Origin of the sequence: Myroides fluvii (assembly GCF_009792295.1) — a bacterium.
In the GTDB taxonomy this organism is placed as follows: Bacteria; Bacteroidota; Bacteroidia; order Flavobacteriales; family Flavobacteriaceae; genus Flavobacterium; species Flavobacterium fluvii_A.
In genome coordinates this window covers 3,377,580-3,400,241 of record NZ_CP039934.1, presented here as the reverse complement: position 1 = coordinate 3,400,241, position 22,662 = coordinate 3,377,580, and the positions used below count along the sequence as shown (strand labels likewise).

Sequence of the window (22,662 nt, the reverse complement as noted above, 5' to 3'; positions counted from 1 at the left end):
TATCCTTAGATTTTATTTTTATTATAAATCCTCAGTTTTAGCCCTTGTAGATTGTTATTTCTTCTTAATAAAGGGTTAATTTAATCGCTGTTTTGTCTATTCGACAGTATTTAACTTTTATTTGGCTGATTTTATTTTATGGAAATTTAGATATAAAAAAATTTTCAATAAAAATATTCATATATTTATCAAATATAAGTAGTTTGTCACCCCTTGAGACTAGTAAAGACTGTGGCTATTCGGTCCACTAGAGGATGTGTGTTTTTTGGCGAATTGCGACTTACACTCAAAATGTAGATTATTAACAACCATAAGAATGAACAAAACAAACAATTTCAAATCTCCAGGATTACTTTTCAGGGAGGCAATGCAGAAGGAAAGTCCCCTCCAAATTGTTGGTGCCATTAATGCGAATCACGCTTTATTAGCACAACAGGCAGGATTTAATGCTATTTATTTATCAGGAGGCGGTGTTGCAGCGGGATCATTAGGTGTTCCTGATTTGGGTATTACCACATTAGAAGACGTTTTAATTGATGTACAACGCATTACCAATATATGTGATTTACCTTTAATGGTAGATGTAGATACGGGATTTGGTCCGTCTGCGTTTAACGTAGCGCGTACTGTAAAATCGCTTATTAAGGCAGGTGCTGCCGCTTTACATATTGAAGATCAAGTAGGAGCAAAACGCTGTGGTCACCGTCCTGGAAAAGAGGTGGTGAGTCAGCAAGAAATGGTTGACCGTATTAAGTCGGCTGTAGATGCTCGTACAGACGAACATTTTGTTATAGGTGCTCGAACGGATGCTTTTGCTAACGAAGGATTAGAAAAAACACTGGAAAGAGCCATTGCTTATAAAGAGGCGGGCGCAGATTTCATTTTTGCGGAAGCTGTTCCCGATTTGACTTTTTATCAAAAGTTTGTAGATGCTACAGGAATCCCTGTATTGGCAAATATCACCGAATTCGGCATGATAAAAATGTATACTGTAGAAGAGTTAAGAGCAGCAGGCGTTGGCTTAGTGTTATATCCACTATCCGCTTTCCGCGCAGCAAATAAAGCCGCTTTGAATGTATACACCCATCTTCGTCAAGAGGGGACACAAGCCAATGTGTTAGACACCATGCAGACCCGTGAGGAGTTGTACCAAAGCATCAACTACCATGATTATGAGCAAAAATTAAACAACCTATTCAAAAAACAATAATATGTCAAATAACGAAACAACTTTTAAGCCAAAGAAAAGCGTGGCTCTTTCGGGAGTTACAGCTGGAAATACGGCTTTATGTAGCGTTGGAAAAAGCGGAAACGACTTATACTATAGAGGATACAATATTTTAGATTTAGCGCAAAATGCTGAATTTGAAGAAGTAGCATACCTTTTGATATACGGGCAATTGCCAAACGAAGCACAATTAAAAAACTACAAGGCGAAATTAAAATCGCTGCGCGGGTTGCCAAAATCGGTTCGCAGTATTCTAAAAAATATTCCAGCTGCTGCACATCCAATGGATGTAATGCGTTCAATGGTATCAGCTATTGGTACAATTCAACCAGAAAAAGATGATCACAATACAGCTGGAGCAAGAGACATTGCCGATAAGTTATTAGCTTCTTTTGGTTCTGGATTGTTGTATTGGTATCACTATACCCACAATGGAAAAGAAATTGATGTAGAAACAGATGACGATACAATCGGAGGGCATTTCTTGCATTTATTACACGGAAAAAAACCATCAGAATCATGGGTTAAAGCGATGCAAGTATCTTTAATTCTCTACGCAGAACACGAATTTAATGCCTCTACCTTTACAAGTCGCGTTATTGCAGGAACGAATTCAGATTTCTATTCTTGTGTAACAGGAGCGATTGGTGCCTTAAGAGGACCAAAGCACGGAGGAGCAAATGAAGTAGCTTTTGAAATTCAAAGCCGTTATAACAGTCCAGATCAAGCCGAAGAGGACATTCGAAAACGAGTGGAAAACAAAGAGGTTATTATTGGTTTTGGACATCCGGTTTACACGATATCAGATCCTAGAAATGAAGTAATTAAAAAAGTAGCCGAAGAGCTTTCTCAAGAAGCAGGAGATATGCTATTATACAATATTGCAGAGCGTTTAGAGCGCGTGATGTGGGAAGAGAAAAAAATGTTCCCGAACCTCGATTGGTTCTCTGCGGTATCTTACCACCAAATGGGCGTGCCAACGTTGATGTTTACTCCTCTTTTTGTAGTCTCTCGTATTACAGGTTGGAGTGCACATATTATGGAGCAACGCCAAGATGGAAAAATTATCCGTCCAAGTGCGAATTACACGGGACCAGATAATCAAGAATTTGTTACAATCAAAAACAGAAAATAATTTAATAACTAAAAAATAAGAATTTAAAATGTCATTACACATTTCAAACGAACGACCACAACCAGATCAAGTATTAGTGGACATTGCGGATTACGTATTAAACTATGAGATTAAAAACGATTTAGCTTGGAAAACAGCACATTACTGTCTATTAGACACGATAGGATGTGGGTTAGAAGCGTTAACATATCCTGCATGTACTAAATTATTAGGCCCTGTAGTAAAAGGAACAATTGTACCAAACGGAGCAAAAGTACCGGGAACACAATTCCAATTGGATCCAATTCAAGCGGCATTTAACATCGGAACAATCGTACGTTGGTTAGATTTCAACGATACTTGGTTAGCCGCAGAGTGGGGACACCCTTCAGATAACTTAGGTGGAATTTTAGCAACTGCAGATTGGTTGTCAAGAACGAATATCGCAGAAGGTAAAGCACCTTTAAAAATGAAACAAGTTTTAGAAGCAATGATCATGGCACACGAAGTGCAAGGAATTATGGCTTTAGAAAACTCGTTCAACCGCGTAGGATTAGACCACGTATTATTAGTAAAATTAGCCTCTACAGCTGTAGTAGGTAAATTAATCGGATTAACACGTGATGAATTAATCAACGCTATTTCCTTAGCATTTGTTGATGGACAAGCGTTGAGAACGTACCGTCATGCACCAAACACAGGAAGCCGTAAATCATGGGCTGCTGGAGATGCAACGTCGCGTGCGGTTCGTTTAGCTTTAATGGCGAAAACAGGAGAAATGGGCTATCCATCTGTTTTAACAGCGAAAACTTGGGGATTCTATGATGTTTCTTTCAAAGGAAATGCATTCAAATTCCAAAGAGACTATTCTTCTTACGTAATGGAGAACGTATTATTCAAAATTTCGTTCCCAGCAGAATTCCACTCTCAAACAGCAGTAGAAGCGGCAATGACGTTACATGCAAAATTAAAAGAGCTAGGAAAATCAACAGAAGATATTAAAAAGATTACCATTCGTACGCACGAAGCAGCAATCCGCATTATCGATAAAAAAGGGCCATTAGACAACCCAGCTGACCGTGACCACTGTATTCAATACATGATTGCTGTTCCATTAATCCACGGAAGATTAACTGCTGCAGACTACGAAGATAATATCGCTTCAGATGCGAGAATCGACGTATTACGCGATAAAATGGAATGTGTGGAAGACGTTCAATTTACAAAAGATTATTTCGATCCAGAAAAACGTTCAATTGCTAATGCATTGACTATTACGTTCAATGATGGATCGTCAATTGATGAAGTAGTAGTTGAGTACCCAATCGGACACAAACGCAGAAGAGAGGAAGGAATTCCGGAGTTAATTAAAAAATACAAAATTAACTTAGCTCGTGTTTACCCAGAGAAACAACAACGAGTAGTAATGGAAAACTCTTTAGATTACAACACTTTAGTGAATCTAAATGTAAATGAGTTTGTTGACTTACTAGTTATCTAAGCTGATAAAGAACACAAGAGTTGATTGCAAAATCAACTCTTGTTCCTTAAGCAACCACCAACCCAATAAATTATGACAACTATGACACAAAAAATAAACCTATATATAAATGGTGCTTTCACTGCTAGTAAAGCAACAGCCTATTTACCAGTTGAAAACCCAGCAACACAAGAAATTATTGCTGAAGTTCCCTTAACCGAATTAGCAGAAATTGATCAAGCGATAGCTTTAGCAGGAGAAGCGTTTAAAACGTGGAAAGAAGTAGCTACACCCGAGCGCGCAAGATTATTTTTGAAATACCAACACTTATTAAAAGAGAATCAAAAGGAAATCGCTGAAATTTTAGCCACTGAAAACGGAAAGACTTTTGCAGATGCAATGGGCGATGTGTGGAGAGGAATTGAAGTAGTGGAGCACGCTTGTTCGATTCCAACGTTAATGATGGGAGAAACGGTAGAAAACGTAGCTCGTGCCGTAGATACCTATAGCTACATTCAGCCGTTAGGTGTATGTGCGGGAATTACCCCGTTTAACTTCCCAGCGATGATTCCTTTGTGGATGTTCCCAATGGCAATTGCTTGTGGAAATACTTTTATTTTAAAACCATCGGAACAAGCGCCAATGACAGCAATGAAATTGGCTGAGCTATTCCATCAAGCGGGATTCCCTAAAGGCGTTTTGAATATTGTTCACGGATCAAAAGATCAAGTAAACCACATTTTAAACCACGAGGATATTCGCGCGATTTCATTCGTAGGATCCGTTCCAGTTGCAGAGCACGTTTACCGTACGGGTACGCACAACCTAAAACGCGTACAAGCGTTTGGAGGAGCGAAAAACCATATGGTTGTGATGCCAGATGCTAATAAACAACAAGTAATCAACAACTTAGTTGGCGCATCATGTGGAGCAGCGGGTCAACGTTGTATGGCAATTAGCGTTGCTGTATTAGTTGGAGAAGCTCAAAACTGGGTGAATGATATTAAAAATGCATTAGGCACAATCAAACCAGGCGTTTGGTCAGATGATGCGGCAGCTTATGGTCCGTTAATCAACAAACAAGCCAAAGAAAAAGTATTGCGTTTAATTAAAAGTGGATACGACCAAGGGGCAGAAGTACTATTAGACGGAAGCGACTGTGTTGTACCAGGTTACGAGAATGGATATTTCGTAGGACCTACTTTATTCAACAAAGTAACAACGGATATGGATATCTACAAAGAAGAGATATTCGGACCTGCTTTATTATTGATTACAGCTGATTCACTAGATGAAGCCATCGAAATTATCAACAACAACCCATACGGAAATGGTACTTCTATTTTTACCAATTCTGGAGCCGCAGCGCGTAAATTCCAACACGAGATTCAAGTAGGGCAAATTGGGGTGAACTTACCAATTCCAGTGCCATTACCATTCTTCTCGTTCACAGGATGGCGCAAGTCGTTTTTCGGAGATTTACATTCTTACGGAAAACAAGGCGTTCGCTTCTATACTGAAACCAAAACCATTACAGCGCGTTGGTTCGAAGAAGATGTGCCTGCAGGAGGGAATGTGAATATGACGATTAATCTTAAATAAGGAGAAAGAGTATTATGCAATTTAATTTAGATGAAAATCAACTCGCATTTCAAGACGCAGCAAGGAGTTTTGCAGAAAAAGAACTAGCTCCGTATGCCTCAGATTGGGATGCAAATAAAATATTTCCGCGTGAAGCGATTCAAAAAGCCGGAGAACAAGGTTTTTGTGGCGTTTACACGCGTGAAGATGTCGGTGGATTAGGTTTTTCAAGATTAGATGCTGCAATTATTTTTGAAGAATTAGCAGCGGCTTGTCCTTCTACCACTGCGTATATTACCATTCACAATATGGTAACGTGGATGATTGATACCTTCGCAACAGAAAACGTGCGTCAGGCTATTTGTCCCGAATTAGCTTCAGGAATGAAGTTAGGATCCTATTGTTTAACTGAGCCTGATTCAGGTTCGGATGCAGCAAGTTTAAAAACAACAGCCGTTAAACAAGGAGATACCTACATTTTGAACGGTACCAAAGCGTTTATTTCTGGAGCCGGAGAAAGTGATTTCTTAGTGGTTATGGCGCGTACAGGAGAAGCAGGACCCAAAGGGATCAGTGCTTTTGTGGTACCGGCAGATGCCAAGGGAATCAGTTTTGGAGAAAAAGAAAAGAAACTCGGATGGAATACACAACCTACGCGTTTTATCTTTTTAGACCAAGTGGAAATCCCCGCTGAAAACCTATTAGGTAAAGAAGGCGACGGATTTAAAATCGCTTTAAAAGGATTAGATGGTGGGCGTATCAATGTGGGAATCTGTTCCGTTGGAGCAGCACAAGGAGCGTTAAATTTAGCGCAGCGCTATATGCATGAGCGCGTGCAATTTGGCAAATCATTAGCCCAGTTTCAAGCCTTACAGTTTAAAATTGCCGATATGGTAACCGAATTAGTAGCAGCGCGTCAGATGGTGTATTTAGCAGCATTCAAATTGGATTCAAAAGATGCCAATGCAACAACCTATTGTGCGATGGCGAAGCGATTAGCAACAGACAATAGCTTTACCGTGTGTAACGATGCCCTTCAAATTTTAGGAGGATATGGTTGTACACAAGATTTCCCTGTAGAACGCTTAATGCGCGATGCACGTGTACATCAAATTGTAGAAGGAACCAATGAAATTATGAAGTTGGTGATATCCAGAAGGATATTAGAAGAAGGAGCAACTGCTGAAATCCGTTAATTGAGAAAGCATGAGTTTAATACAAACAGAAATAAAGAATAAAGTAGGGTTTATCACGTTGAATTCAGAAGCAACGCTAAACGCCTTGAATTTAGAAATGATCGAAGGGCTAACTGCCGCAGTAGAATCTTGGAAAAATTCAAGTGAAGTGGCGTGTATCTTTATTCAAGGAGCAGGTGAAAAAGCGCTTTGTGCTGGGGGAGATGTCAGACAGTTGTATGACAATATCATCGCACAACGCGAGGTAGATGCAACGCAAGTTCCGCCAGGATGTTTTGATTTCTTTGCCAAGGAATACGCGTTGAATTACGCGATTCATACCTATCCTAAACCCATCATCGTATGGGGACATGGAATTGTAATGGGCGGAGGAATTGGCGTGATGGTGGGCGCTTCTCACCGCATTGTAACTGAGCGAAGCAAATTAGCCATGCCGGAGATTACCATTGGTTTATTTCCCGATGTAGGAGCGACGTGGTTTTTGAATAAAATGCCTTCTGCTTATGGCTTGTATTTAGGGTTAACAGGGGCGCGTTTAGACGGAGCAGATTGTCGTTTTCTAGGGTTAGCCGATTACTATATGGAATCGACCGCCAAACAGAATGTATTGGATGGGCTAGCGCAAGCAACGTGGACAGGAGATGCATCAGAAGAAGTATCTGCTATGTTAGCCACTATTGCGGCAAACTATACCGTAGCACCTTCTCAAGCGGCAGCGCATCAATCGTTTGTTTCCTTGTTTGAACAGGTTGAAACAGTAGAGGAATTTCGCGCTATATTGACGAATTATACCGAAAGAGATACGTGGATTGAAACCGGGATGCAGAGCTTTGAAAAGGGTTCTCCAAGTTCAGCACATAGTATCTTTAGACAGTTAAAAGAAGGAAAAGAGTATACCTTGGAGCAAGTATTTCAAACCGAATTAAACTTGGCTTGTCAATGTTGTATTCACCCTGATTTTGCTGAAGGTGTACGTGCATTATTAGTAGATAAAGATCAATCTCCTAAATGGCAACCTGCTACTTTAGAAGAAGTTACGTCCGATTGGATTGAGGGTTACTTTAAGCCTCTTTGGACGAAAGAAAATGACGTTTTAAAGAATTTAGGTAAAAACGAATAGCGTATGGCAAAAATAGCTTTTATAGGTTTAGGAAATATGGGTGGTCCAATGGCTGCTAACTTACTAAAAAAAGGACACCAAGTAATGGGATTTGATTTGAGTGAAGTTGCATTAAATCAACTGGTTGCTCAAGGTGGGAGCATTGCAAAATCAGCGTTAGAAGTAGCACAAGGAGCAGAAGTAGTGGTTTCGATGTTGCCTTCAGGAAAACACGTGGCAGACTTGTATACAGCGGATTTTATGGCTAATTTACAACCCAATGCAATCTTAATCGACAGCAGTACGATTGATGCAGTAACGGCACGTGTTGTTGCCGCTGCCGCTGTTGCAAAAGGACATGCTATGATTGATGCGCCGGTTTCTGGTGGAACCGCAGGCGCTCAAGCTGGAACATTAACCTTTATTGTAGGGGGAGCCGCTTCTGATTTTGAACGAGCGAAACCCATTTTAGAGGCCATGGGGCAAAATATATTTTATGCGGGAGAATCAGGTGCTGGACAAGTAGCAAAGATTTGCAACAATATGTTATTGGCTATTCACATGATCGGTACTTCCGAAGCGATTAATTTAGGGGTACGCCACGGGTTAGATCCGAAGGTGTTAAGCGAAATTATGCAGAAGAGTTCCGGTAGAAACTGGTCCTTAGAAGTATACAATCCCTATCCAGGTGTAGCGGAGAACACGCCTGCATCAAGAGAATACGCGGGTGGTTTTGCAGTAGACTTAATGACGAAAGACTTAGGTTTAGCAGCAGAAGCAAGTTTGGATACGAAAAGTTCAACCCCATTGGGAAATACAGCTTTAAATCTATACCGAATGTGGAGTGAAGCAGGCAATGGCAAGATTGATTTTTCGAGTATTATTAAATTTTTAAACCAGCAATAGACATGAATTTTGAGACTTTAATTTACCAACAAGAGGGGTATATTGGCACGTTGACGATTAATCGTCCAACTGCGCTAAATGCGTTGAATGCAACGGTATTGGCGGAATTAAAATCATTTGCAGCACAAGCAAAAAGCAAAGGCGATATTCGCGCGTTGATTATTACGGGTTCTGGAGAAAAAGCATTTGTTGCAGGAGCAGATATCAAAGCCATGCAAAGCATGACACCAGAAGAAGCAACTGCCTTTTCCTATATGGCGCAAGAAGCATTTAATGCCATTGAAGCCTTACCTTTCGCTGTGATTGCGGCGGTAAATGGTTTTGCACTAGGGGGAGGATGTGAATTAGCCCTGTCTTGTGATATCATTTTAGCCAGTGAGAAAGCGAAATTTGGTTTACCCGAAGCTACCTTAGGCTTGTTGCCTTGCTTTGGGGGTACCCAACGTTTACCACGCGCTATTGGTCTGTATAAAGCAAAAGAAATGGTGTTTACTGGCGATTTCTATTCCGCAGCTGCTTGTGAAGCCATGGGGTTTGTGAACCGTGTAATTGCACCAGAAGAGCTATTGAACCAAGCACAAGTCATGGCACAAACCATTGCTTCAAGAGGTCCAATTGCCATCGCGAAAGCAAAAGATTCCATGCATACTGGTTTTGACCTTTCTTTAGCAGAAGGATTAAAGCAAGAAGGTGCCCTTTTTGGAACTCTATTTAATACAGCAGATCAAAAAGAGGGAATAGGTGCTTTTGTAGAAAAAAGAACACCTGAATTTACAGGGAAATAATTATTTCTAAACAAAAATAAAGGGCGTACTAAAATAGTACGCCCTTCTTATTTGATTTATTTACAAGAGTTCTTTGCGCAATTGTTCTGCTGATTTAGGCGATAAAAAACCTAAAGGAATATCGTAAACCGTCTTCGCTCCAACCTGTCCTTCTTTTGCCATTTTGGCAATAGCACGAGTAAAAGCAACTAATACAGACGCAGTAAACTCGGGGTTGCTTTCTAATTTTAAACGGAACTCTAGGTGTTGTTTGTTTCCTTTTCCAGTTTCACCAGAACGCAAGACAAATCCACCATGGGGCATAGCACTGTGATTGAGTTTTAATTCTTCTTCTGAAATAAAATAAACGGTAGTGTCATACGGTTCAAAGTAATTGGGCATTGTTTTAATTGCTTGTGCAATTTGTTGTTGATCTGCACCTTCTTCTGCTGCGACATAACAAACGCGTTTGTGTTTCTGTGCTGCGGTAAAGTTTGGATTTTGACCCGCGCGCACTTGCTCTAGCGCTTGTTCGATTGGCAGGGTATATTGTACTCCATTTTTAACTCCTGGTAAGCGGCGAATAGCGTCGGAATGCCCTTGACTTAACCCTTTACCCCAAAAGGTATACGTTTCTCCCTGTGGTAAGATCGTTTCGGCTAGTAAGCGCAACATAGAGAATAGACCGGGATCCCAACCTGTTGAAATTAAACTTAGGGTTTGATTTGCTTTTGCACACTGATCCACTTTTGAAAAATAAGCGGGAATTTCTGCGTGATTGTCAAAGCTATCGACTGTATTAAAATGAGTAGCTAATTGAATGACTTGCTCTGGTAAATCCGTTGAAGATCCACCACATAAAATCATCACGTCTATTTTGTTTTGGTAATCTAATACTTGATCCAAAGCCACCACTTTAGTCGTTGTTGGCAAGGATTCGGGCGTGCGTCTTGTAAAAATAGCAACAAGTTCTAAATCTTCATTTTGTGCAATTGCATGTTCTACACCTTTTCCTAAATTGCCATATCCTACAATACCTATGCGAATAGGAGTTGTTTGCTGTGTCATATGTTGTCGTTTTTAAACCATGCCTAGCCATGGTGTTCAAAAGGGACAAAAATAGGTAAAACTTTAGTGAGATTCGGAAATTAGGTTATTTTTAATTGTCTCTTGATATCGTTGTGGTAACTCTCGTTAATCAGCTTTAATTATCTTATCTTAGTTAGGCTCAAAATACATAAAATTAAGGCGATATGAAAGGGATTTCTGTTTTTCAACCCCATAAACAACCCGATGTATTAATAGAAGAAGGATATTTCTCTATTCTCTTTATTAAAGCGGGACATCTGCAATTTCATCAAGGAAATGAAGCGCTCCTTGTTACAAAGGGACATATTGTAATCAATACGCCTGCTAGGGCAGAAAAACCTTCCTATGTTAGTGATGATTGTCAAGTAATAGGAGTAAAGTATACCTTAGATTATTTGAAGGAAATAACAACGTTAAATAATTTTTATAAGACTTTCGCCCATTTTGAATACCAATATCTTCCTATTTGGGATTTGTCTCCGACGGAACAGCAGACCATAGCAGAACTAATTCGAAAGCTAAAACGCAGAGAAGAGGCTTTCGGACATCATTTATTTGCGGATCATTTGTTTAACTTGACTTTTACCGAATTAGTTTTAGAGTTAATCGATATCGGCAGTAAGCAAGACAAGACTTCTTTTCAAAACTACAACCGTGCAGAATACCTTGCTTTACAGTTTATGATTTTGGCAAGAGACGCTTATAAAAATGAAACTAAACTTGATTTTTATGCCGATCAATTGGCTGTATCGGTTAAATATCTTTCTGAAACATTAAAGAGTATAACCGGCAAAACAGCGAAAGAAATTTTGGTTGAATTGCGCATGAATCAGGCTAAGTCTCTTTTAGCTACGAGTGATCTAGATATTACTGAAATAGCCTATGCATTGTCCTATGATTCCTTGTCTTCTTTTTCTAGATCTTTCAAGCTAATTGAAGGAATGTCACCAAAAGAATACAGAGATTCACATCTATAGGTGTTTTTAACAACAATAGGCGTGATTTTCCTATGGGGTTAGAATAAGTTATTGATTATCTTTACTATACAAGTTTGAGTTTTGGGTATTGCTATAGCAATTAAGTTGAACAAATAAGTAAAATGATGGATAGAAAAGATAATAATTTAACCGTAGAAACTATTTTTCAACCCGTTCAGTTGGGGCCAATTGTATTGCGAAATCCGATCATTAAAGCTGCAACAAGTGAAGGGCGAAGTCCGGAGGGAAAAGTAACACAAGCTTTAATTGACTTCCACCGCGGATTTATCGAAGGTGGAATTGGGATGACTACCTTAGCTTATTGTGCAATTTCTAAAGAGGGATTTGCTGCCCCAGGTGAGATTTTGATGGTGAAGGAGAATATGGGCGGATTGAAAAAATTCACTGAGGCGATGCATGAAGCAGGAGGAAAAGCCTCTGCACAATTAGGACATGCAGGACCTGTTGCAACAAAGAAAATTACAGGTGTGCGGCCTATTGCTCCTTCGCGTTTTTTTAATTTGACGAGTTTGCAAACCTGTAGGGCTATTACACTAAAAGAAATAGAACAAATTAAAGTGCAATTTGCGGATGCGGCAGAAGTAGCTGTGGAAGCAGGCTTTGACGCGATTGAACTCCATTTTGGTCACTTGTATCTCGTCTCTTCATTTTTCAGTCCCTGGTTGAATAAAAGAACCGACCAATACGGAGGATCAATTACAAATAGAACCCGATTTGCCAAGGAGATTTTATTAGCAGTAAAAGAACGTATTCAAGACCGGTTGGCTATTATAGTGAAACTCTCTATGGATGATGGCATTAAAGGATCCATATGGTTGGATGAATCTACGGAAACGGCTAGAATATTAGATGAAACAGGTGCAGTTGACGCGTTTGAATTAACGATGGGGTCTTCTGTTTCCAATCAAATGTACTTATTTAGAGGCGAAACAGATATTGACGGAATGGCCGCTACGCAAAAAGGAATTATGAAGCTAGGGGTCAAGTGGTTCGGAAGAAAAATTTTAGGTGAATATCCATATAAAGACCTCTATATGCTCGAATCCGCTCGTCAGTTTCAAACTGTAGTTAAAAAGGCTAAATTAATTTTGCTCGGGGGAATCAATAACTTTGAGCATATTGCAATAGCGAAACAGGAAGGATTCTCTTTAGTTGCGATGGGAAGGGCACTATTGCGTGAACCTGATATCATCCAAAAAATGAGAACCCATCCCTATAAAACAGGATTGTGCATCCATTGTAACAAATGTATGTTCTCTGTGTATTCAACAACCAACTGTGTATTTACTAAGGATTATGCAACCACATCACAAGTGGCACTGGGTTAATTTTTCTTATCATTACCCGAATCGAGCGATACCTACTTATGGATCGCTCGATTCATTTTTGTGCCTTTTGTTCTTTGTTTAAACCTTTTTATCTATTGTTGGTAAGCGCATTTTTTACCTAAGCTCCGTATTTTAGGTGGATAAGTACCTAACTTTGCACTTCTAACATAAAATAGATATGATAAGACAAATTGAAACTGCGGACTATCCTGGTTTATTAGCCATTTGGGAAAGTGCTGTTTTGGCTACACATGATTTTCTGAAAGCAGAGGACTTTGCTTATTACAAAGAGAATCTACCGACTTATTTTTCCTTTGTTTCTCTTTGGGGATATGAAGAGAATGGAATTTTAGTTGGTTTTCTGGGTTTAGCAGACAACACAATCGAAATGTTGTTTATCGCAGCTACAATCCGAGGAAAGGGCATTGGTAAAAAACTCCTTGAATACGCCATAGAGCAAAAGGGAGCCAATCAAGTAGATGTTAATGAACAAAATGAGCAAGCAGTTGGTTTTTATGAGCACCTTGGATTCAAAATAGAAAGTAGAACTGAGCTAGATGGCCAGGGAAAAGCATATCCCATCTTAAAAATGGTATTAGCACAATAAATACAGGTAGCAAGGAGAATACTCCTTGCTACCTTTTTTATAGACCTTCGATGCCTTCAATCCAATAACCACGGGTATAGACTTTACTCGTTGTTTTATCTTTAATTACTTTTCTAAAAATCTGTATGGATTTTGCATTACCTGTCAATAGAAAAACAGCATCTTTCCACTGCATCGATTCAATAGGCTCAAGTGCTCCAATTATTTTTTCATTTCGAAATACTTTGTTTTTAGGATAAATCACGGCATGCTCAAATCCGAGTTTTTCGGGGAGTGCTTTATTTTCTTCATCTAACTCAAAAAGAAAGAGAAAGGTAACATTCCTTTTTTTCCATTTTTGCAATAACGATAGTCCTAGGCCCAAAGAGGTTTCATCGCCAAAAAAAACAAAGGCAGTGGAAGGTAAATCTAAATAATTGCTATTGGCGCGTAAACTATTCATACTTATTTTATCACCGATGCTCAGTTGATTCATAAATACTTGTCCACTGCCCTTGTATTTGTGCCCGTAAACAATAAATTCCAAATAGCCTTTTTCTTTATCTAATGTCGCTACCGTATACGTCCTAATCTGTACATGATTCAGTTTAAAACTAACATAAGAGCCGCTGTCACAATGTAGTTTTTCAAACGGGCCTTTAAGTCTGATTTTTTTAACAGAAGGGGATAGGATATCAACATCGACTACTTCTGCTGGAGGTACTTTTATCGGCGCTATACCTAAAAAGTCTAACATTCTTCTAACGCTATTTGATATCATTGTTTTTTCTTGCAAATGTAAATTAAAAAAGGAGGGGGAATTAGTAAACAAAAGCTGTAGATGATGGACAAAACGCAGTTTTTAAAGGACCTCCATTATGCTACAAGAAGCTATTTTTATTTTTATTAACATAAGTGCTACTTGTTATTTTTTTTATTAAATTCATTTTGTTGTTTATTTTAAATATTTGCATAAATAATGATGTAATTTTATTATAATTACTATATTGGCAACTATGATAGAATAAAACAAAATAAGAACGACAATATAAGGGCTTAATTTGCTGAATACTGTAAGAATTATTTAACATTATTAACAAAGGGTATCAATAACACAACAGGATGAAACCCATTATTTGATTAAACGAACCGAACGAACGAACCAAACAAATGATTATGAATAAAAAACTACTTTTACAGTTCTTTTTAATCTTCATGTTATTATCTGGACAATTCACTAGAGGACAAAATTATACGCCTTTAGTTGTTACATCTGGATTTAATGAAGATGTTATTGCAGAGGATAGACCGGCGTCTACCCATAGTACCGCAGCCGTTGATGCAACAAGCGGTGGTGCTAACAATGCGTTTATGAGTATTAATTACCCAGGCGCGACAGTGGGTCTACCCGCTAATGGATTGATTACCACCATTGCAACAGAAACCCCTGGATTGACGTTTCAACTGGCTGCTTACAACCAGAATAATGCATTAAAAATTAATGCCAATAACGGAACGGGCTCTTTGGCTGTTCAAGCTGCGCCTAATTTGAGTAAACTATATGTTTTAGTAACTTCAGGTAGCGCAACTTCTTCGTTTACGGGAACCATTACGTTTACGGACACAACAACGCAAACGTTTACCTCACAATCGGTACCCGATTGGTATCAAACTGGAACACCTCCTGTTGCCATTCGAGGAATTGGGAGAGTACCGCGTACTGGATCAGAAAATCCAGATAACAATACTACAAATCCTAAATTGTTCCAGGTTGCTATTGCTATAGATGTAGCCAATCAAAACAAAATAGTCCAAAAAGTAGATATTGTTAAGACAAGTTCAACTAGTGGGTTTTTAAATATTTTTGCTTTATCAGGAGAGATTACCCCGACATGTTTTCCACCCACTCAGTTGGGTATTGAAAATCTAACTGCTACTACTGTCAATTTAACTTGGCTTAGTTCAGGTACAACTTTTGATATTAAATGGGGGGCTAGAGGGTTCAACGTTGCTTCGGCAGGAACTTTAGTGACTGGATTTGCCAATGGAGGTACACTATCTAATTTAACAGCAGATACGAATTACGATTATTACGTACGCCGTGATTGCGGTGCTACAGATGGAGTAAGTACTTGGGCAGGGCCTTTCCAATTTAGAACGGGTTATTGTATTCCTACTGGAGCATCGAATAACTCAGATGAAATTAGAAATTTCACCTTGGGTAATTTAAATAATAGTTCTACCGCTTCAGATGGTGTAAATGGATATAAGGATTATTCGGCTACAGTTGCACCAGCACAGTTGCAAGCAGGAGTTACTCACGTTGCTTCTTTGACGAGTGGATCTGGAACTGGAACTCATGGAGCTGCTATTTGGATTGATTACAACAATAATCTACTATTTGATACAGATGAAAAGGTAGCTATAATAGGAAATACAATTGGTGCAAACGCAACGGTTAATTTTCCATCATTTACAATTCCTGAAACAATGCCTCCAGGAATATATCGCTTGAGAGTACAGTATCAACATAATAAATCAGGAGCAGATTTAAATTCTTGTTTAGCATCGAGTCAATATGCGGAAACAGAAGATTATGCAGTGCAAATTCTTCCACCGCCAGCTTGTGCGCTACCTAGTTTATTAACTGCAACTAATTTGACGTTTCAAAGTGCGGATTTAGCTTGGGCTAGCTTGGGAACAACCTTTGATATCAAATGGGGAGCTAGCGGTTTTGCTGTTGAAACGGCAGGAACTTTAGTCAGTGGGTTTGCCAATGGTGGAACGTTGACTGGATTAACAGGGGATACCAACTACGATTATTATGTACGTCGTGATTGTGGTGCAGATGGTGTAACCGTTTGGGTGGGACCCTATGCATTTAGAACGGGCTATTGTATTCCTACAGGTTCAGGGAATAATGCGGATGAGATTAGAAACTTTACCTTGAGTAATTTAAGTAATAACTCAAATCCAAGTGATGGTGTGGCTGGATATAAAGATTATGCTGCAACGGTTGCTCCGGCACAGTTAGAAGCAGGAGCTTCTTATACGGCTTTCTTAACTGCTGGTACAGGAAGTGGAAGTCACGGTGCAGCCATCTGGATTGATTACAATACTAATTTAGTATTCGATGCAAATGAAAAAGTAGCGGTAATTGGAAATACCATTACTGCAAATGCGACCGTTAGTTTTCCTGAGTTTACAGTACCAGCTACGGTACAACCGGGTATTTATCGATTGAGAGTACAGTATCAACACAACAAAGCAGGAGCAGATTTAGATCCATGTAATGCTTCATCTGCAAATGCTGAGATAGAGGATTATGCGGTTCAAATTTTACCTGCAGGTACGTGTGCAAGACCTTCTGCTTTAGGAGTGACGAACGAAACTGTTACAAGTGCTGTGCTAAATTGGACTAGTTCAGGAACTTCATTTGATATCAAATGGGGACCAAGTGGATTTGACGTAGAAACAGCAGGTACTTTAGTTACAGGTTTTACGAATGGAGGTACATTATCAGGATTAACACCTGGTACATATTACGCTTATTATGTACGCCAAAATTGTGGTGGAACTAATGGAGTAAGTACCTGGGTAGGTCCATTTAGATTTAATACTACCTTATATTGTATTCCTACTGGATCATCGAATAACTCAGATGAAATTAGAAATTTCACTTTGGGTAATTTAAATAATAGTTCTACCGCTTCAGATGGTGTAAGTGGATATAAGGATTATTCCGGAACAGTGGCTCCTGCACAGTTGCAAGCAGGAGTTGCTCATGTTGCTTCTTTGACCAGTGGATCGGGAAGTGGTACGCATGGGGCTGCTATTTGGATAGACTATAATCAAAATGGTATATTTGATGCTAACGAAAAAGTAACGGTTATTGGCACTACCATTACTGCTAATGCAACAGTTAGTTTTCCAAGTTTCATCATACCTGAAACACTAGTTCCAGGTCTTTATCGCTTGAGAGTTCAATACCACAGCGGGAAAAAAGGAGAGGATTTGAATCCATGTACGGCAACTTCAAGTTATTCAGAAACAGAAGATTATGCCATTCAAATTTTACCGCCACCAGCTTGTCCTTTACCAAGTGTATTACAAGCAGATAATATGACATTTGTAAGCGCTGATTTATCTTGGACAAGTTTAGGAACAACCTTTGATATCAAATGGGGAGCTAGCGGTTTTGCTGTTGAAACGGCAGGAACGTTAGTCAGTGGGTTTGCCAATGGTGGAACGTTGACTGGATTAACAGGGGATACCAACTACGATTATTATGTACGTCGTGATTGTGGTGCAGATGGTGTAACCGTTTGGGTGGGACCCTATGCATTTAGAACGGGCTATTGTATTCCTACAGGTTCAGGGAATAATGCGGATGAGATTAGAAACTTTACCTTGAGTAATTTGAGTAATAACTCAAATCCAAGTGATGGTGTGGCTGGATATAAAGATTATGCTGCAACGGTTGCTCCGGCACAATTAGAAGCTGGAGCTTCTTATACGGCTTTCTTAACTGCTGGTACAGGAAGTGGAAATCACGGTGCGGCCATCTGGATTGATTACAATACTAATTTAGTATTCGATGCAAATGAAAAAGTAGCGGTAATTGGAAATACCATTACTGCGAATGCGACCGTTAGTTTTCCTGAGTTTACAGTACCAGCTACGGTACAACCGGGTATTTATCGATTGAGAGTACAGTATCAACACAACAAAGCAGGAGCAGATTTAGATCCATGTAATGCTTCATCTGCAAATGCTGAGATAGAGGATTATGCGGTTCAAATTTTACCAGTAGGTACGTGTGAGAGACCTTCTGCTTTAGGAGTTTCAAATGAAACGGCTACAAGTGCGGATTTGAATTGGACAAGTTCAGGAACAACTTTTGATATCAAATGGGGACCTAGAGGATTTGATGTAGCAACAGCAGGTACTTTAGTTACGGGATTTGCTAATCAAGGTACACTTTCAGGACTAACCATTGATACGGCGTATGATTACTTTGTGCGTCAAGATTGTGGTGGAACTGATGGAGTAAGTACCTGGGTAGGTCCATTTAGATTTAATACAATAGCTTATTGTATTCCAACGGGTTCATCTAATAATTCAGATGAGATTCGCAATTTTAAACTTAGTAACTTAAATAATAACTCTGCCACTTCTGAAGGAATAAGTGGATATATAAACTATGCCAATACAGTTGCTCCAGCGCAATTGCAACCGGGGAGTTCTTATGTAGCTTCTTTGACAAGTGGATCAGGAAGTGGTACACATGGGGCTGCGATTTGGATTGATTACAATCAAAATGTAGTATTTGATGCGAATGAAAAAGTAGCTGTAATTGCGAATACGATTAGTGCGAACTCTACGGTTAACTTTCCAGCATTTACCGTACCTATCACCACTACACCGGGTATTTATCGTTTGCGCGTGCAATATCATCATGCGAAAAATGGGGCAGATTTAAATCCCTGTTCGGCAACGTCTAGTTATTCGGAAATCGAAGATTACGCAGTTGAAATTTTACCACCGCCTTCTTGTTATTTCCCATCCAATTTAGAAGTAACTCAAATAGGTAAAACAACAGCTAAATTAACATGGGGACTACCTTTAGTTGGTAATACAACGAATGTACAATACAAAGTAGAATTGCGCACTTCGGGTGTACCTGGAGAAGCCACTGGTTTGGTCAATACGTTTACAACGACTGATTTGTTTTTACTATTAACAGGTTTAAATAATGAAACAGCGTACACCGTTTATGTACAAACTGTATGTTCACCTACAGAGCAAAGTGATTGGAGTTCGCCAAAAGTATTTAGAACTTTGTGTAATTTTCCCGATTATGAATTTGTAACAAATGAGGAAGACCTAACTTTTTGTGGTACACGCGATGTTACCTTAGAAGTAGCTACGCAAGGAATTGTGAATTGGTATAATTCAAGTACTTCAACTACCCCAATCCACGTAGGTAATACTTATACAACGACTATTGCTGCAAGCACTTCCCTTTGGTATGATGTAACTTCTACTACAGCATCAGATGTTAGTACGGGTCCATTAAATGCGGCAGCTGTAGGTACAGGTCAAGATGCTTGGACGACTAGCACTTGGGAAGTAAACTTTACAATTTTAGAAGCGACAACGCTAAAGACCATTGATATTTACCCTTATACAAACGGAGTAAGTGGTAGTATGGTGTTTAAACAAACTGGGGCAACAGGTTCTGCAACGGTTGGAACAATCAATTATACTACAGTAGGAACTGGAGGAACGACAAAACAGGAACTTCCGATTAACCTTCAATTAGCACCAGGTACGTATAAAATAACAAATAGTTTACCGTCAGGTGGAATTCGAAGAAATACAAGTAGAGCATCCTATCCGTATACTTCGCGAGTAGCCTCTATTACAGGTAATGGCTATGACTCGGCATATTATATGGGGTATTACAACTGGGTTTTTGAAGTAAAATGTAAGTCAGCAAGAGAGGAAGTTGCCATCACGGTTATACCTGCTCAAGTCATTGCGGATGCAATTGTCGATGTGACAGCAACTGATGGACCAACACTAAACATCATTTCTGATGCTACTCTATTTAATATAGAGTATGGATTAACTGGTTTTGAACGCGGAACAGGAACTGTGGTTGAAAATATTGAAAATCCATATACATTCAGGAGTTTACATGCATATACAGTTTATGATGTTTATATTCAGGGAGTTCCTTGTGGAATGTGGTATGGTCCTGTTATATTCATGACACAAGAAGCTACAGATAATCAAATCATTACCGCTACTGATCTTGCGAAAGATTACGGAGATGAGCCTTTTGTTCACGGAACATCTGATAGTGGATTACCGGTTTCTTTTGAAATCGATAATGAAGATATCGCTGTTTTTGAAAATGGACGATTTGTTATTAAAGGTGCTGGAACAACTCGAATTAAAGCGAGTCAAGAAGGAAATTCACAGTATTTACCAGCTGACGATGTATTCTTCAATTTAACAGTAAATAAAGCCATGTTAACGGTTACTGCAGACGCAGATCAATACAAAGAATACGGAGATGCAGATCCTGTTTTAACCTATACTGTTGACGGGTTGCAATATAATGATGATGCGCGTATTTTACTCAATGGCATCAGTAGAGATGCAGGGGAAAACCTGGGTGAATATCCAATTACTCAAGCAAATTTATATGCTGGACCTAATTATGACATCACCTTTATTGGATCTACTTTTGAGATTACAAAGGCTACATTGAATGTAAGAGCGAATGCATTGACAAAGGTATATGGAGACGAAGATCCAGTTTTGACTTATACAGTAACAGGATTGAAAAATAATGATACCGATGTTTTAGCAGGAACTTTAGCACGTGTTACGGGAGAGAATGTAGGCAACTATATGATTAACCAAGGAAGTTTACATTTGATGAATGCCAATTATATGTTGGTCTATCACTCAAGTGTGTTAACAATTAACCCTGCACCATTAACAATCAATCCTACTGTGGGGATGTCAAAAACATATGGCGCTCTAGATCCTGTATTTACATTTACCGTGACAGGATTCAAGTACAGCGATACAAGTGAAACCATACTTCGCGGTACACTTCAGCGAACAGCAGGTGAAAATGTAGGTTTATATTCTTATGAGGCGCGTAGTTTAAGCACTACTTCTGCTAATTATAATCTTGTTATCATAAATGAGAGTAAATTTGAAATTAAACCAGCATTAATTACCGTTCGCGTAAATGAAAATCAAGGTAAATCATTTGGTCAAGCAGATCCATTGTTAACCTATACAGTTGAAGGATTACAACGCGGAGATCAAACGGAACAAGTTATGTCCGGTCGTTTAGTTCGTCAACCAGGGGAAGCATTAGGACTTTATCCAATTGGGCAAGGAACCTTAGCCGCAAGAACAAATTACCTGATTGACACATTTGTTCCTGCTGATTTTGAAATTGTTAGTGGAGCAATTACAGGCTTGTCTTTACCATCACGTACATTTATTTATGACGGAACAACTAAGTCGTTAGCTGTAGTGGGCAATGTGCCTGAAGGTGCAGTAATTACCTACACAAACAACGATAAAATCAATGTGGGCACCTATACTGTTACTGCACGTGTAACGGGAGGAACAAATTATGAACCACTCACATTAAGTGCGGTATTAACTATTGTACAAGCAGATCAAACGATTGATTTTAATGCTCCTACACCAGTAGTACTTGAGGATACACCAACTTTACAACTACATGCAACAGCTAGTTCATCTTTACCAGTTTCGTTCAGTATCGATTACGCTGAAGATCGCGAAATAGCCACTGTTAGTGCAAATGGACAAGTGACGTTCTTGCGTTCAGGTTTTGTAACAATTACTGCACGTCAAGAAGGCAATGAAAATTACAATGCTGCAATGCCTGTTAGTCGTACCATAGAAGTAGTTAGCAAAAATGTAGATATTCTCGATTTAATTGTAGATGGGGTGTCGTATGGCAAAATAGAAAAAGAAGTTTATGTTGTTGTAGGTTGCGACTCAAAACAAAATAGCGTAACCATCGAGGTGAAAACGTCAGAAGGAACAATCGTAACTCCTGCAAAACACATTGTTGTAGCGGTACCTAACTATGGTCAATATGTACAACTAATTACCGTTAAATCCCCACATGGGACAACAGAAACCTACAAAGTGATTATTGATAAACACATGCCTACAGATAAGATTGTATATCAAAAATACAACAACGTATTATTGGTAAACAACAACAAACAAACCAATGGAGGTTATGTATTTACTGCTTATGAATGGTTTAAAAATGGAGAATCAATAGGAACGGGGCAGGCTTATTCCGCAGGAGATGCTTATGGCAGCGTCTTAGAAGTAGGTGCTACTTATCACGTAGCGTTGACTTTAAGTGACGGTAAAAAAATAATTAGCTGTCCAATTTATATTGAAGCACCAACAAAGAGTGAATTGAGTGTTTATCCAAACCCAGTGAAGAAGAATCAGCTTTTACATGTTCGTTTAGATCAACCAAATCAAGAAACAGTAGGTTATGTGATTTACGATGTTAAAGGGCAGCTGATCCAAAAAGGAGAAGTACAACTTGGCAATTCAAATATTGCTATTCCTACAACAGTTGCATCTGGATCTTATTTCTTAGTGTTGAAAATGATAAAAGGAGAACAAAGCGTCCAATTCATTGTTAGAGATTAATTATATTACTTTCAATATTGTAGGGTTTTAATTCTAGAACCCTACACTTG

Annotated in this window: 14 protein-coding genes; 12 read left to right on the top strand and 2 right to left on the bottom strand. The window is 39.1% G+C overall.

From position 1 onward, the window contains the following. The first annotated feature begins 316 nt into the window (after window positions 1–316). The 8 genes from prpB (at window position 317) to FBR08_RS14995 (ending at window position 9,389) form a co-directional block, all read left to right on the top strand. Window positions 317–1,210: a methylisocitrate lyase gene (prpB, locus tag FBR08_RS15030; RefSeq protein WP_158963562.1), complete on the top strand. Its 894-nt coding sequence runs from the start codon at window positions 317–319 to the stop codon at window positions 1,208–1,210. A 1-nt stretch (window position 1,211) separates the two neighbouring features. Next, on the top strand, window positions 1,212–2,363 hold the full coding sequence (prpC, locus tag FBR08_RS15025; protein ID WP_158963560.1) for a bifunctional 2-methylcitrate synthase/citrate synthase: 1,152 nt from the start codon (window positions 1,212–1,214) through the stop codon (window positions 2,361–2,363). A 28-nt stretch (window positions 2,364–2,391) separates the two neighbouring features. Continuing rightward, a complete protein-coding gene (locus FBR08_RS15020) occupies window positions 2,392–3,843 on the top strand; it encodes a bifunctional 2-methylcitrate dehydratase/aconitate hydratase (RefSeq protein WP_158963558.1) in 1,452 nt (483 codons plus the stop codon). Between the two features lie 81 nt (window positions 3,844–3,924). After that, window positions 3,925–5,424 carry a CoA-acylating methylmalonate-semialdehyde dehydrogenase gene (locus tag FBR08_RS15015; RefSeq protein WP_158963556.1) on the top strand — a complete coding sequence of 500 codons (1,500 nt, stop codon included), beginning with the start codon at window positions 3,925–3,927 and terminating at the stop codon, window positions 5,422–5,424. 14 nt (window positions 5,425–5,438) lie between these two features. Further along, window positions 5,439–6,599, top strand: coding sequence for an acyl-CoA dehydrogenase family protein (locus FBR08_RS15010; RefSeq protein ID WP_158963548.1), 1,161 nt, complete (start codon window positions 5,439–5,441; stop codon window positions 6,597–6,599). 10 nt (window positions 6,600–6,609) lie between these two features. Next, a complete protein-coding gene (locus FBR08_RS15005) occupies window positions 6,610–7,719 on the top strand; it encodes an enoyl-CoA hydratase/isomerase family protein (RefSeq protein ID WP_158963546.1) in 1,110 nt (369 codons plus the stop codon). A 3-nt stretch (window positions 7,720–7,722) separates the two neighbouring features. Continuing rightward, window positions 7,723–8,604: a 3-hydroxyisobutyrate dehydrogenase gene (mmsB, locus tag FBR08_RS15000; RefSeq protein WP_158963544.1), complete on the top strand. Its 882-nt coding sequence runs from the start codon at window positions 7,723–7,725 to the stop codon at window positions 8,602–8,604. Between the two features lie 2 nt (window positions 8,605–8,606). Beyond that, window positions 8,607–9,389 carry an enoyl-CoA hydratase/isomerase family protein gene (locus FBR08_RS14995; RefSeq protein WP_158963542.1) on the top strand — a complete coding sequence of 261 codons (783 nt, stop codon included), beginning with the start codon at window positions 8,607–8,609 and terminating at the stop codon, window positions 9,387–9,389. A 60-nt stretch (window positions 9,390–9,449) separates the two neighbouring features. Here FBR08_RS14995 and FBR08_RS14990 read toward each other — a convergent pair whose 3' ends face one another. Further along, the gene (locus FBR08_RS14990; protein WP_158963540.1) at window positions 9,450–10,436 is read right to left on the bottom strand and encodes a diaminopimelate dehydrogenase; all 987 of its coding nucleotides are present in this window, start codon (window positions 10,434–10,436) and stop codon (window positions 9,450–9,452) included. A gap of 185 nt (window positions 10,437–10,621) precedes the next feature. Here FBR08_RS14990 and FBR08_RS14985 point away from each other — a divergent pair, with 185 nt between their 5' ends. From FBR08_RS14985 to FBR08_RS14975, 3 genes are all read left to right on the top strand, one after another. Next, window positions 10,622–11,434, top strand: coding sequence for a helix-turn-helix domain-containing protein (locus FBR08_RS14985; RefSeq protein WP_158963538.1), 813 nt, complete (start codon window positions 10,622–10,624; stop codon window positions 11,432–11,434). A gap of 122 nt (window positions 11,435–11,556) precedes the next feature. Continuing rightward, on the top strand, window positions 11,557–12,783 hold the full coding sequence (locus FBR08_RS14980; protein ID WP_233266129.1) for an NADH:flavin oxidoreductase: 1,227 nt from the start codon (window positions 11,557–11,559) through the stop codon (window positions 12,781–12,783). Window positions 12,784–12,961: 178 nt separating this feature from the next. Next, window positions 12,962–13,390, top strand: a complete 429-nt coding sequence (locus tag FBR08_RS14975) for a GNAT family N-acetyltransferase (RefSeq protein WP_158963536.1) — start codon at window positions 12,962–12,964, stop codon at window positions 13,388–13,390. A gap of 37 nt (window positions 13,391–13,427) precedes the next feature. On the opposite strand, the gene FBR08_RS14970 is transcribed toward FBR08_RS14975, so the two are convergent. Beyond that, window positions 13,428–14,150 (bottom strand): FAD-binding oxidoreductase, encoded by a 723-nt coding sequence (locus tag FBR08_RS14970; RefSeq protein ID WP_233266128.1) that lies wholly within the window; start codon window positions 14,148–14,150, stop codon window positions 13,428–13,430. Window positions 14,151–14,545: 395 nt separating this feature from the next. On the opposite strand from FBR08_RS14970, the gene FBR08_RS16960 reads away from it, so the two are divergent. Further along, entirely contained in the window at window positions 14,546–22,612 is an 8,067-nt protein-coding gene (locus tag FBR08_RS16960) for a GEVED domain-containing protein (protein WP_233266127.1), read from the top strand. The last annotated feature ends 50 nt before the right edge of the window (window positions 22,613–22,662 follow it).